This is a genomic window from Rubripirellula amarantea, assembly GCF_007859865.1.
Classification (GTDB): domain Bacteria; phylum Planctomycetota; class Planctomycetia; order Pirellulales; family Pirellulaceae; genus Rubripirellula; species Rubripirellula amarantea.
On record NZ_SJPI01000001.1, the window covers coordinates 1,362,413 to 1,375,941 of the forward strand.

At 53.2% G+C, this 13,529-nt stretch carries 10 protein-coding genes; 5 read left to right on the forward strand and 5 right to left on the reverse strand.

Annotated elements, in window-relative coordinates; translation table 11 throughout:
* The first annotated feature begins 27 nt into the window (after positions 1–27).
* Positions 28–2,115 carry a hypothetical protein gene (locus tag Pla22_RS04915; protein ID WP_146513621.1) on the forward strand — a complete coding sequence of 696 codons (2,088 nt, stop codon included), beginning with the start codon at positions 28–30 and terminating at the stop codon, positions 2,113–2,115.
* An 11-nt stretch (positions 2,116–2,126) separates the two neighbouring features.
* On the opposite strand, the gene Pla22_RS04920 is transcribed toward Pla22_RS04915, so the two are convergent.
* Positions 2,127–2,915, reverse strand: coding sequence for a sensor histidine kinase (locus tag Pla22_RS04920; protein WP_242631803.1), 789 nt, complete (start codon positions 2,913–2,915; stop codon positions 2,127–2,129).
* A 202-nt stretch (positions 2,916–3,117) separates the two neighbouring features.
* Between Pla22_RS04920 and Pla22_RS04925 the strand changes: the two genes are divergently transcribed.
* The 3 genes from Pla22_RS04925 (at position 3,118) to Pla22_RS04935 (ending at position 6,487) form a co-directional block, all read left to right on the forward strand.
* Positions 3,118–3,423, forward strand: coding sequence for a hypothetical protein (locus Pla22_RS04925; RefSeq protein WP_146513623.1), 306 nt, complete (start codon positions 3,118–3,120; stop codon positions 3,421–3,423).
* Positions 3,424–3,643: 220 nt separating this feature from the next.
* A complete protein-coding gene (locus tag Pla22_RS04930) occupies positions 3,644–4,687 on the forward strand; it encodes a type II secretion system F family protein (RefSeq protein WP_146513624.1) in 1,044 nt (347 codons plus the stop codon).
* Between the two features lie 144 nt (positions 4,688–4,831).
* Entirely contained in the window at positions 4,832–6,487 is a 1,656-nt protein-coding gene (locus tag Pla22_RS04935; protein ID WP_146513625.1) for a hypothetical protein, read from the forward strand.
* A 25-nt stretch (positions 6,488–6,512) separates the two neighbouring features.
* On the opposite strand, the gene Pla22_RS04940 is transcribed toward Pla22_RS04935, so the two are convergent.
* Positions 6,513–7,892 carry a DUF1501 domain-containing protein gene (locus Pla22_RS04940; RefSeq protein WP_146513626.1) on the reverse strand — a complete coding sequence of 460 codons (1,380 nt, stop codon included), beginning with the start codon at positions 7,890–7,892 and terminating at the stop codon, positions 6,513–6,515.
* Positions 7,893–7,897: 5 nt separating this feature from the next.
* Positions 7,898–10,528, reverse strand: coding sequence for a PSD1 and planctomycete cytochrome C domain-containing protein (locus tag Pla22_RS04945; RefSeq protein WP_146513627.1), 2,631 nt, complete (start codon positions 10,526–10,528; stop codon positions 7,898–7,900).
* 135 nt (positions 10,529–10,663) lie between these two features.
* On the opposite strand from Pla22_RS04945, the gene Pla22_RS04950 reads away from it, so the two are divergent.
* Positions 10,664–11,707: a nucleoside hydrolase gene (locus tag Pla22_RS04950; RefSeq protein WP_146513628.1), complete on the forward strand. Its 1,044-nt coding sequence runs from the start codon at positions 10,664–10,666 to the stop codon at positions 11,705–11,707.
* On the opposite strand, the gene Pla22_RS04955 is transcribed toward Pla22_RS04950, so the two are convergent.
* Together Pla22_RS04955 and Pla22_RS04960 are read right to left on the reverse strand one after the other, a co-directional pair.
* Entirely contained in the window at positions 11,704–12,420 is a 717-nt protein-coding gene (locus Pla22_RS04955; RefSeq protein WP_146513629.1) for a class I SAM-dependent methyltransferase, read from the reverse strand. The genes Pla22_RS04950 and Pla22_RS04955 overlap by 4 nt on opposite strands.
* Positions 12,407–13,375, reverse strand: coding sequence for a glycosyltransferase (locus Pla22_RS04960; RefSeq protein ID WP_146513630.1), 969 nt, complete (start codon positions 13,373–13,375; stop codon positions 12,407–12,409). The genes Pla22_RS04955 and Pla22_RS04960 overlap by 14 nt, the downstream gene beginning before the upstream one ends.
* Between the last annotated feature and the right edge of the window lie 154 nt (positions 13,376–13,529).

The window sequence follows — 13,529 nt, forward strand, 5'->3', positions numbered from 1 at the left end:
ATTTCGGCGTGCCCGAAATGTGCTTCAATGGTGCAAATTGAACCGCCCGGCACGGCGGAAGCAAACGGAGACGTCGCCGCCCCCATCGCACCTATCTCCCCCATCGCAATGGGGCAATCCCCGGTCGACAGCGAAGCAATTACCGAAGATGGCATCAGCGGAAGCCTCAATTCAGAGTCGGATGCCGAAGGCTTGGGAATTCCTTCCGATGGCCCTGCCTTTGCCGGCGGCCCACCACTTCCGACGGATCCTAACGCAGTCGATCAATCGCTCTCGGGTGTTCCGCCGACGACCCTAGCTTGGCAAAGCGATCGTACGCGTAAGACTCGTCAGACCGCCATGGTCGCGATGCTAGCCGTGTCCACGCTGTTCATCACCGGTTTGATGTTCTTCTGGTTTGTGAAATCGCAATCTGGTGTCGCAACCATGCCTGATCCTTCACCGGTCATTGAAACTTCGCCGGCGATTGATGAGACGTCTGCCGATTCCGTGCCAACGGAATCATCCACTCAGAATTCGACTGCGAGCGAAGAGATTGCCCAAGCGAACGATTTGAATGTTGATGAACCGGGATCAATGGATCAATCGCAAACATCGGTGCAGACCCCAAATCAGAAAACGGCTGATCAAGAAATGTCTGATCCGGAAGCATCTGATCAAACGAGCGGCAAACCAACAGAACCCACCGTTGTTGATACGCCAGCGTCGGATTCCATCATCCCGTCTTCGCTGCTTCCCAAGTCACCACTTGATGGCATGCCGACGAGTGACCAACCACTTGGACTTCCTGCCGTAAAGCAAGACTTGCTGCCATCGAATCAGGTTCCCGGGAAGTCAGATGAAGGGCCCGAGGAGGGGATGCTGGCGGAGTTGCCCGCGGGCCTACAGCAATTCACACCTTTGCTGCTTCTAGATGGTTTACCTCAGAAGCCGACACTGCAGGCTCCTCCTTCGATTGAGCAGGTTCAAATTGATTCAGCCGAAGAGGATGAAGATGAATTGGGAATGGAACCGCCACCGCCAATCGATGTCAAAGCGGACCTAGCGATTCGAATGGCATTTCGCAGCAACGGATATGCGCTGCCTTCCTTTGTTCTCTTGATTAGCCAAACCACGGGTGTACCGATTCAACTGGACTGGGTGTCACTCGACTTAGGTGGAATCAATATCGCCGATCCCATCACAACGACGGGCAAGGTTCGCACCGCGAAACAGTGGCTCGAAGACATTGCCGCTCAGGTCGACGGCGAAATTCGCCCTGAAGCCACGATGGTCGTGCTGACAATGACTGACGACGCGTTTGCGACAAAGAAACAGCCGCTTCTATTGCTCGATGACTTCAATGCTGGTCAAGTTTCGGCAGAGAAAGTGATCGACGACTTTATGGAAGAAGTGAATGTCGCAGGCGGCAACCGAAATGTCGACGGCGAGGTCGAGTCCGCGGATGATGTCGAGGCCGGTGATGTTGAACCGGCACCGGCGCAGCTTCCCCTGATGACACCTCGGCAATCAGATCAATTGCGGATTCTCGCCACCGAAACGCTGCGCCGAATGAGGAACATAGAAGGGAAAGTCGCTGATGATCGCATTCGCCGGTGGACGCAACTCGGTGCACCATCGTCGGATTTATGGAAAGAGCTTGAGGGCGGTAAAACGATCCCTCAAGTCGATACTCCAATCGCCGCGGCGGGATTCTTGCGTCGATCGGCTCAAGCAACCGGTGCTGTGCTAATGGTGAATTGGCATGACGCCAACCGGCGTGGCATGCGTCCCAACCGTTTGGTGTTCCCGATCGCAAGAGATGACGCGGGGAATACCTTGTCCTCTCTTTTGGACGAATTCAGTCTGCAAGTACGTGCTGTCGACCAGAACCATTGGTGGCTCGGCAGTCCAGCCACTTACGATCGCTTGCCGGTGATTGTTGGAAGCGAGCCAATGGCCACGGAAGCAGACGCCCGTCGATTTCAATTGCTGATGGATCAAATCATGCAAAACGCCGGACGTGATTCCTATCGAATCACGTTTGACCCCGAAAGCAAACGGTACTTGATGCTGGTTCCTCGCTACATCGCCCGACAACTTCCCAAAGTTGGCGGAGCCGTTGCAGCGAACTAGCTTCGTTCTCTTCATGCGGCTGCTTGAGCCGAACCGGCGATCGGCAAACGAATGATAAAAGCCGTTCCCACGCCCACGGTGCTCTCGACGCGAATGCGTCCTCGGTGCGAGTCAATCACCTCTTTGCAAGCGGCCAACCCTAATCCGGTTCCGCCTTTGCCCGATTCATCAGGTCCGTCTTTGGTGCTGAAATACGGATCGAAAATCTTGGGTAATGATTCCCGTTCAATGCCGCTACCGGAATCGCGAACGGTCAACTCAACCATGTTGTCGTCGTCACGGCAAGCACATAGGCGAATCAAGATCGTCCCGCCATGAGGCATCGCTTGGCGAGCATTGATCAGCAGATTTAGCAATACGCGTCCGATTTGGTTGCCACTGGCGTGAACCTTTGGCGTAGTCTCGTCGATCTGCGTTTCGATGCTGATTCGATACTTTCGCATTTCTCGCTCAAGCAAGACAAGCGAGCTAGAAATGATCTCATTCAACTGAGTGGGCTCAAACGACTCGCTGCGATTCTTGGCTTGCGCCAGAATCGTATTGGTAATTTGTGCAGCTCGCTCGGATGCTTCAAGAATTTTCGTGAGAGCTTTATCGCGACTGGCATCATCCCGATTACGTAGCCCTAGCTTGGCGTAGTTGATCACGGTCATGAGCATGTTGTTAAACTCATGGGTCGCGGTTCCAGTCAATTCGCCCAACGCAGCCATCGACTGCATCTTCTTCATCTCGTTCTTGAGGTACTGATTTTGAGCGACAAGGTCAGTGATCTCAGGCTGAGGCTTCGATTGCAATTCCATGTCGTCCATATCGATGAGAGATGCGTGCGGTTGCCAACGCGATAGGTGGCTAGGTTGATCTATCGGTTCGACCGCTTCATTTGCTATACACGGAAAGACTAGCGCAGCACAGCTTGAGGGTCCGTCATAGATTCACAAGCCGGTAAGACTTGCCAAACTTGGCGGATCAAGTGCCACTTTCCCGATCGCAGATAGCCTTGCCATGAATGCCCCCCTTTCGCTCGGCCGTGTGAATTTCGACGACCATCAGCAAGACAATGTGGTCGAAAGATTGCGAAAACGTCTGCGCGAAGTCCGCCAAGACGGCTTTGATGTTCGGATCGAACGGTTGGAAGATGGAGCCGCCGGTTGGTGCCAAATCGGCGTGAAACGCATGATCTTTTTGGATGTTTCCCAAACCGCACGTGAGCAACTCGCTCAGCTTGACGATGCCGTGGCAAACTATGCCGAATATGAAAAAGTATCGGCTGCCGCTGCAAATGATCAAGTCGCTCGCCCAGCGGCTTAATCTCTACTGACCAGCCCTAACAACCAGCCCCTCATGACCAGCTTCCACAGCCCAAGCTCACCGGCTTGAAGCGGCTAGCATCCGACTTGATCTGGCTAGCATTAGGTGTCTATGCCTTGACTGGTTCGTCAATCACAATGGGTCTTGTTGTATCGGTAAACTACCGAAGCTCGGCAAGCACCTTCAGACGTTAGGCATCATCGGTTTGTTTTCTCGAAAGATGAAAATCACGGACGCGGCGAAGTTTTGTCACCGCTTCGCTACGGGCCACCGCGCAGGCGTTGATGTTGTCCGATTGCTGCAAAGCGAAACTTCGCATGGCTCATCGCGACAGCGTCGCGAGATGCAGGCTCTTGCCGATGGAGCGAGCCGAGGACATCAACTTCACGAATTAATGCAACAAGCCGAGCCGTACTACCCGGTTTTGCTGACGGCAATGACCGAAGTCGGTGAAGAAACGGGCAAGCTAGAGCGAGCATTGTTTGTTCTGGCCAAGCACTTTCAACACCGCGTGGACATGCGACGCAAGTTCATCCGCTCGATTTCGTGGCCCGTGTTTCAACTCTTCGCCGGCATCGCCGTACTGTCGCTGCTGATTTACATCATGGGCATTATGCGTGCTGCCGGTGGTGCGGAGATGACAGACATTCTTGGTCTGGGTTTGCGTGGTCCCGAAGGTGTACTGAAATTCTGGGGCTACCTCGTTCTGATATTTGGCTCGATCGGTTTGTTCATCGCTGCGTTCTTTCAAAATTGGTTTGGACTTCAAAACCTAGCGCCGCTGTTGTACATGATCCCCAAGATCGGACCTGCGATTCAAACCATCACGATCGCAAGGTTTTGTCACACGATGGCACTGGCATTGGATGCTGGACTGGATCCCATCCGTTCGATCGCGCTTTCGTGCAAGAGCACCGGTAGTTCTTACTACGCCAGCGGAATTGCAGATTCAGAGAAAGCGATCCGCCAAGGTTCAACGCTATCGGGAGCGTTGAATGCGATGAGTGTTTTCCCAGAAGACTTCATCGCACGGGTGGACATTTCCGAACACAGCGGTACCGATGCCGAAGCGATGCAGCACCTAGCGGCGGAGTACGACGAGCGTGCCGAAGACGCGGTCAAGTTCATGTCCATGTTGGCTACGATCTTGGTACGGATGCTTGTCGGCCTTGTTTTGATATTCTTTATCTTCCGCATCGCAATGACGTACATCAACGCCCTCAGCGGTGCAATGGAACCCATCAACCCCCGTCGCGGCCGATAGGCATTTGATGCGATGGTTCCAATGGCTCGACCAAGTCAGCACCATGCCATGCCTCGAAAGGTTACAACGATCGACTGCAGTATCGACTTATGGTTTTCCGTAGAGATCGCTATTGAACTCGCGTCGTTCTTGGAGAACTAGCAGATGAGTTTCGTCGAAAGCAATCGACAACAGATTGTTGGAGCAACGTGGACGCAGGTGCTACGCCGTGAGAGCTTAATTTTTGCTGCGAGTGCTATCTTGCTCGCTCCTGTGATTCTGCTTTATGGGTCCCACTACTGGAACGCGTACCGCAGTGGCGTGCATCCGACAGGGTTCATTCAGTACGACATGCCGTACTACATGGCGAATGCTCGTCAGCACTTCGATGATGGAAAGTTTTCGCTGCTCTACAGCAATCCATTTAGCCCGTTAAAAGAATCACCCAAGATCTATTTCCAGCCGATCACCCTGGTGACGGCAATCGTTCTGTATAGTTGCCAACCCGATCCAGGAACACTGTTTGTCGTAATGGGGGCGGTGTTCGGAATCGTTGCCGTGCGAATATCAATTTTGTTGTTCGATCAACTTTATGGGTTAGAAACGCTATCCAATAAACTGACTCTGATTTGTTTTGTTTGGTCGGCGGGAACGTTTGCGGCGTGGGGTGCTCTCCGGTGCATGGTAAAGATGCCATGGAGTTTTGAAAGCGTCATGCACCCTGACCCATTTGATGGCTGGTGGTTTCTCAACTTGGGACGCAATTTTTGTTATCCCACGGAATCACTCTATCACGCGATGTCGCTCGGATGCGTCGTGCTGCTGATAAAGAAACGCTTCGTCCTTGCCATGGTTTGCCTAGCGGTGCTGGCGGCAAGCCATCCGTTTACGGGCACGCAGTTCATCCTGATCGTTGCTACTTGGATGTCGATTGAGTGTCTTTATGTTCGCAATCCCGAAGTTCCCTTGAAGGCATTAGTGACCACCGTCCTGATCGCCACGTTGCATTTCGCGTACTACCTTCTCTACCTTCCTAGTCATCAAGAGCACGTTGAACTAGTGAGCCAATGGACTTTGGATTGGTCGATGAAAGCGAACGTGATGGTTCCCGCCTACGGTATCGTCGCGGCTCTTGCCCTCTGGCGTGCGCGCACTCCCGAATTGACACGACGAATGTTATCGAAGGACTTCAATCGTTTGCTTCTGGTATTTTTCTTCGTTTCTTTCCTGCTAGCCAACCACGAATTTGCAATCACGCCCCATCAACCACTTCACTTTACGCGTGGCTACATCTGGGTTCCATTGTTTTTGTTAGGGGCGCCTACGCTCATCGCTATCTTTGACCGGCTAATTTCAATGCGGCGACTCGGTCCACTATTGGTCGGTTCTTTGATGATCGTTATGGTCTTAGACAACGCGGTGTGGTTCGCATGGCAAATGCGTTCGCAAACCGGATTCCAGCTTGAGCCGGATGAGCGAACTGCTTTGGAGTACCTAAGCACGCTTCCCGAGAATCGCCAGATCGTGTCCGACTCGCATAGGATTGGATACTTTGCCACTGTCTATACGGAACATCTTGCGTGGCATTCGCACGCGTCCAATACCCCGCAGCGATATCGCCGAGTCCAAGAGGCGTCTGCATATCTCGCGCATGACACGGTTCCCGCGCAGATGGATCAGGGTAATGCGGTCATCGTATTGTCAAAGTCAAATGATCGCTTCAACGAGATCAGGGATCTTCATAGAACCGCAGCATGGCCATCGCCTCGCTATGAGAATCCTTCGTTTCTCGTCATCGCGTTAGACGACGAACCGCGATAGCAACTTCGGGTCGATGATTTCGTTCCTAGGCAATGATCTCTTTGGCAACGTTTCCATGAACGTCGGTGAGGCGGAAGTCTCGGCCTGCATAACGGTAGGTAAGACGCTCGTGATCAAGTCCCATCAAGTGCAGGATCGTGGCGTGCCAATCATGGATGTGGCAGGTCTTCTCAACCGCTTCATAGCCGTGTTCGTCAGTATTACCGTAACTGAATCCACCTTTGACGCCTCCACCAGCCATCCAAGTCGCATAGCCCTTGTTGTTATGATTGCGGCCGTCGCCATTCTGGGCGGCGGGAGTGCGTCCAAACTCGCCTCCCCAAACGACAAGTGTGTCCTTGAGCATGTCTCGCTGCTTTAGGTCCTGCAGAAGTGCCGCGATTGGTTGATCGCATCCTTCGGCTCGTTCACCATGGTCGGCGGTTAGGCGAACGTGCTGATCCCAATTACCGTGCGTGACCTCGATGAACCGCACACCAGCTTCAGCAAACCGTCTCGCCAACAAACATTGCTTGCCAAAGTTGGCCGTTGCGGGATTGTTCACGCCGTACATTGAAAGTGTTCGATCGCTTTCACCTGACAAGTCCATCATCTCAGGCATTTCGTCCTGCATTCGAAACGCGAGTTCATAAGATTCAATCACGCCTTCGATGCCGGGTGCGTGATCATCTCGCTTCAGTTTTCCGCGGTTGAGCGATTGTATAAAATCCAATTGTTTGCGTTGTTGCAACTTGGTGAGTCGGGTAGAACGAATGTCGGGAACGGTTTCTTGGCTGTTGTTGCCACCAAACTGCATCCCACGTCCACCGGACCGCCCCACTTTGGTACCTCCGTAAATCGCCGGCAAGAATGAACTGCCGAAGTTGCGTTCGCTACTCGGCGGAGGGCTCAGCGAAATGAAGCCAGGAAGCGACTCGTTCTCGCTGCCCAACCCGTACAAAGTCCAAGCGCCAAGTGACGGACGAATGAATTGAGCGGTGCCGGTGTGCATTTGCGTCATCGCGCCGGTATGAACGGGTTGGTCACATTGCATCGAGCGAATTAAGCACAAGTCATCTGCGTGCTCAGCAACATGCGGAAACAGATCAGAAATCCAAAGACCGCTATCGCCATGTTGGTTGAACTCAAAGGGCGACTTGAGTAGTCGTCCGCCGTACTTGCCTTCTTTGCCATGATCTCGTGCGAGAAGAGGCTTGTAATCAAAGGTGTCTACGTGCGAAGGTCCACCCTGCATGCACAGAAAAATCACTCGTTTGGCATGTGCCGGAAAATGCGACGGTTTCGGCGCGAGCGGATTCTTGCTGACAGCGGCTTCTCGTTCGGCCGCAATGCTGGTCAGCCCCGAGAACGCAAGATAACCAAAACCCGCTGCGGTGCTCTTCAGTGTTTGTCGTCGATTTAACATAGTTCTCAATCCAGATAACGAAATTCAGCGGACGCAAACAAACTTTGGCAAAGAGTCGACAACGCAGCGACTCCCAACTGGCGTTGATTGAAATTGTTCTTTTGACCAGTCATCGATTTCACCAATGAAATCGCAGCCACTCTTTCGGTGCTGCTTGGTTGTCTTCCATAGATGTGCTCAAACGCCAACTTGATCTGATCGATGGACCTTGAACTTTGCTTCGCGATGCGTTGCGCGGTCGCATCGCTTTGCTGAATCACGAAGGGGTTGTTCATGAAGTAGAGAGCCTGATTGGCTGTATTGGACGATTCTCGATTCCCAATGACCGTGTTCGGATCCGCAAAATCGAACACTTCCAATGAACGAGGGACTTCGTCGCGAACAACGGGCAAATAAACACTCCGATAGGTCGCCGTGGTCATGTCCAAGCGGTCTCGTTCACGCTCAATCGCCTCTTCCAAGAATTGACGAGGGTTGGGACGTCCCATCGCTTGCCTCGGACCCGAGAAGGGACGACGCGTTCGCACACGTTGCTGTTTCATCGCATCCTCTATTTGTTCTCGTATGCGATCACGGTCGATTCCAAACGTTCCGTCGCGGACGGCAACGTATCCCGCTTTGGCAACCTCACTGCCGCGTGGACGCTCAAGCTGTAGATCGCTGCTAATCAGTAGCATCGCATCTCGAATCGCTTCGGCGTCCAAACGTCTCGGTTCCATTCGCCAAAGCAATCGGTTTTCGGGATCGGCCTCAAAGTGCTGCTGATCAAACTCGGAACTCATTCGATAAGTGCGAGAGGTCACGATGGTTTGAATAAGTGTCTTGACCGACCAACCGGACTCGATAAATCCAACGGTTAAGTGATCCAGTAGTTCCGGATGGCTGGGACGATCGCCTGTTGAGCCGAAATCTTCTAGTGACGATACCAACCCACGGCCGAACAGATGCTTCCAAACTCGATTGACCATCACGCGGGCGGTTAGCGTATTGGCATCGCTACCGATCCATTGAGCAAGTTGCAATCGACCGCTCTGATCCACGGGAATATCAACGCCATCTCGGTTTAGGACTTGGGGAACACCGCGAGGGATAACCGGGCCGGGGGCATCAATTTCGCCGCGAACCAATACTCTTACGTCGCGAGGTTGATCGGGCTCCTGAACGCCCATGCAATACGATTTTGGCTGGCCGTTTTCGTCGACCACTGAGTACTTTGCCGAAAGCTGAGCGATCTCGTTGGTCAATCGCAAACGCTCGCGAATCGAGTTGCCTCCACTTCGGGGGCCTAGTTGAGAGAGTTCACGTCGCTTTTCGACGATCCGGTCACGTAACTGTTTCAATTCTTGAGCCGAATACGATGCGTCGTACGGATTCGGGTCGTCAACCGGCAGCAATAGCAATGAACTTGTTCGCCGTGACTGAGCTGTTTTGGCTTCACCGAATTCTGAAGGTGGGTTTCCAAAGTACGTCTTCATGCCCGCGAAGATACCGGCCAACGCGTAATAGTCGCTTTGCGGAATCGGATCGAACTTGTGATCGTGACAACGGGCGCAGGCAACGGATTGACCGAGAAAAACTCGGGTGGTCACATCAATTTGTTCGTCCACTAAGTCTGCTGCAAACTGCACAGGGTTCTGCTCATTGACGGCCTTTGCCCCTACGGCCAAGAACGTTGTCGCTATTAACTGCTCGGACCATTGCTGGTCTGACTTTGCCGGCATCAGGTCACCGGCGATTTGTTCTTGAGTGAATTGGTCGAACGGTTTGTCATCGTTGAACGAATCAATCACGTAGTCACGATACCGCCATGCGTGCGGGTACGTCATGTTAACACCGCGGCCGGTGGATTCAGCGTATCGAGCTACATCAAGCCAATGCCGCCCCCACCGCTCACCGTATTGATCTGACCCTAGTAGTTCACTGGTCATCGACGCGATAGCTGACTCGGGACTTTCTTGCCAACGATTTTCAAAGCTTGACCGCTGTTCCGATGTTGGCGGGAGTCCGATCAAATCGAACGTTAGGCGTCGCAGCACCGATTGAGCATCCGCATCAACAGCAGGAGTCAAAGCCTTACTTTCTAGCTTCGCGAGCACAAACTGATCGATCGCATTGGTGGGCCACTCGTCGTGGTTGACGCGAGGTGGCTGATGATCGTGCGCCGGTTGGTAGGCCCAAAATTCTGCCTTGGCAGTTTCGATGTCTGCCGAAGTGATTGACGATTGCACTTCTACGATCTCGGTTTCGCGAGGATCGGGAGCCCCCATTTCGATCCAGCGACGAAAGTCTTCAATCACCGTATCCGAAAGCCTGCCGCGAGGTGGCATCTCGGAAGATTGGTGCGTGATGGCGAGCCACAGTTGACTCTCGTCCAAATCGCCCGGCACAATCGCTGCACCGCTATCCCCACCGATAATCGTCAACTGCTGGGTGTCTAGCCGCAGACCGCCCCGAGCATTCCCAGTCTGATTTGAATGACAGGAATAGCACTCTTTGATGAGCACCGGTCGAATGTTGGATTCGAAAAACGCATTCCCTTCCGCACTGTCCTCTTGCCCCCAGGTCACGGAACCGAGAACGACCGTCAGCAACGCTGTCAGAGCGAATCTATGACGAAATCGCCGTGGGTTATTCATTTACTGGGTTCCTTAAAACGACAGACGATTGGCTAGTTGCTCGCGGTGAGTGCTTGGTTTATCTAAGCTCAATAACCAGCGAAACTGCATTAAGTTTCGTATTTCCCGCCAATTTCCTCTCTCCCGGTGCATTTGATGCCAAGAATTCTTAGTTTACCTCTGCTGGTGGGCCTCTGTTTTGGAATGGCCCTCAGTCTTCACGCGGACGATCTGCCCGAAGCTAATCCAGTCCCCCTCATCTTTGACACCGACATTGGAAACGATGTTGATGATGTGTTAGCGCTGGGGATGATCCACGCTTTGCAGAGCCGTGGCGAATGCGAGTTGCTTGCGGTCACGATCACGAAGGACCATAAAGACGCGGCCGCGTTCACCGATGCTGTAAATACCTTCTACGGACGCGGTGATATTCCAATTGGGGTGTGTCGCAGTGGTGTCACCAACCACCAGGGCAAGTTCAATGGGCTAGCGCACCAACAAGATGCGGATGCCTTGCGTTACCCTCACGATCTTCGTAGTGGCGATGATGCACCTGACGCCGTGCTGCTTCTTCGTCAGACGCTTGCCAAGGCTGAAGACCATTCCGTTGTGATCGCCCAAGTGGGATTCTCAACGAACTTGGTGAACTTGCTTGATTCCAAAGCCGACGAGATCAGCGACTTAGACGGGATCGCGTTGGTCAATCAGAAGGTGCGTTTACTCTCAATCATGGCTGGTGCGTTCACCAAAATTCCTCAGGATGGCAAGTTGGTCGAACACCGTGAATACAACGTGGTCAAAGATATTCCTGCTTCCAAGAAATTGGTTACGGACTGGCCAACCGAAATCATTTGGAGCGGTTTTGAAATTGGGATCGCGGTCCCCTATCCTCACCAAAGCATTGAACAAGATTATCGCTACGTGGAACATCATCCATTGGCCGAAGCCTACATCGCGTACAATCCGCCGCCCCATGATCGCCCGACATGGGATCTGACCAGCGTACTTCATGCGGTGCGTCCCAACCGTGATTACTTCGGACTCTCGCCGCGCGGAACGGTTACCGTTGCCGACGACGGGCTTACCGTTTTTGCCCAAAGCGAGTCAGGTAAGCACCGCTACCTCAAACTCACTGACGAACAGAAGGCCCGCGTTATAGAAACTCAGGTGGTCCTTGCCAGCGAACCGCCTCACAACTAAGAGCCGGTTTGGTTGCACTTCCAAACTGCAAGAATGCTTTTTCCGACTTGGCGAAAAAGCAACGGGTCGACCCACTTCGAAGTACGAACAAGAACACGATCCCAAAACAGGATCTGCTTTTTCGTAGGGTGCGACTGAGACAAGAATATGCGATTGGCCGCCGAAGCGAGCATTCCGACGCTATCAAGATAGATCATCTGATGCTCGTCAATGCTTGCTGGGGCGACCGCTCGCAAGGATTGCTTGGTGTAGCGACGAAAATGCCCCAGGGCTTTATCGAATGGTGAGTACAGCCAAGGGTGAGCTGGTGACATCACCACCAAATAGCCACCAGGATTTAAATGACGAGCCGCTAGTCTGAGCTCTTCAGCGTCTTGCTCGATGTGTTCCAGGACGTCGATGTACAGGATCGTGTCAAACTTCTTTTGATCAGTCAGTGATTCCAAAGTCCCCAGTTCGACTTCGACATCCAGTTCAGACCCCCGTAGCTGATCCGCAAGCACAGGATCCGGTTCCAAGCACGTCCACCGTCGCCGAGATTGGTTGTGGAAGACTCGCGTTGTCCCGCCAATGCCAGCTCCCACCTCAAGTACGTGGTCACCAAGATACGGTTCGATTTGCCGGCGCAGCGTTTCCTTCCAGTGAATCGCATGCTGAAAGAGTTCGAGTTCTTCACCACAATATTCGTAGGGCGGTTGTTCAACGTCCGTCATGAATTACCTTCCACTTGGCGACAAAGTCATTCCAATCAAGTGCTGGGATCATCGATGTGCCGCTGCGTGCTGACAAAATCAACAACACGCTCGGAGCCAGCAGCAGCATCAGGTTCAAAAGCAAGATCAACAGCAAACCAACCGCGCTGGTTGCCCATCCGGGAATGGCCCACGTCGTGGCCAAGCGAATCCCCACCACGGCAACAAGAGCCACAAACACCAACCCGATCAAGGTTGCTAACGCCAAGCCAACTCGTACGCCAACCGTTTCGCCAAACACCGAGATCGCTCGCAATCCATGGACTGCGAGCGACGTCACGTGCATGTGTGACTGACCCGCCACGCGAGCTCGGCGAGGGCAATCCACCTTCGCCGTTGGCAAACGAGAACACAGCACCGCAGCGGCATAGTGATTCCACAATGCAGACAGATGCGTCAAACGCGAAAGTGACGCCGACGGAATCAAACTAAAGTTGCCCACGTCACAGCCCCGGCCCGTGAGCGCCCGATGCAAAATTTTGAATCCGATATATCCGCATCGAAAAACCAATCCCTCCGTTCGTCGACTACGTCGCGCAAACACGATCGTTTGGTCCGGGACAGACCGATACGTGTCCACCAACACAGGGATATGAGCCGGGTCATCTTGTCCGTCGCCGTCCATGACGACCAAAGCATCGAAAGTGATGTCGCTAGCGAGAGCCGACAACCCGATCGCAATGGCCCGTTGGTGCCCCAGATTGGTCGTCAGCGAAATAAGTTCGAGACGCGCCTTTCCGCGAACAGCATCGGTGAGATCGTCGACGTTGGGCAAGCGTGTCGAACCGTCATCAATCACCACGATCCGAACCACCCCGTCGACCTGGACCAACTCAGCGATCAACTCAGAAACTGATTCCCAGTCATTATAGACCGGTAAGCAGACGCAAAGTCGCATGGATTTCGGGTGGTTCATTTTGAGAACGGGTCAACAATCGGAAAGGTAGCCAAGAAAACTGCGCGGTCACAGGTTGCACCTAGGGAACAACCTCGATTCGTCGACGAACTCTCTGTCGAACGAAGCGAAGCTAGCAACCCGGTCCTGACCGAAGCCACAGCATTATCACTGA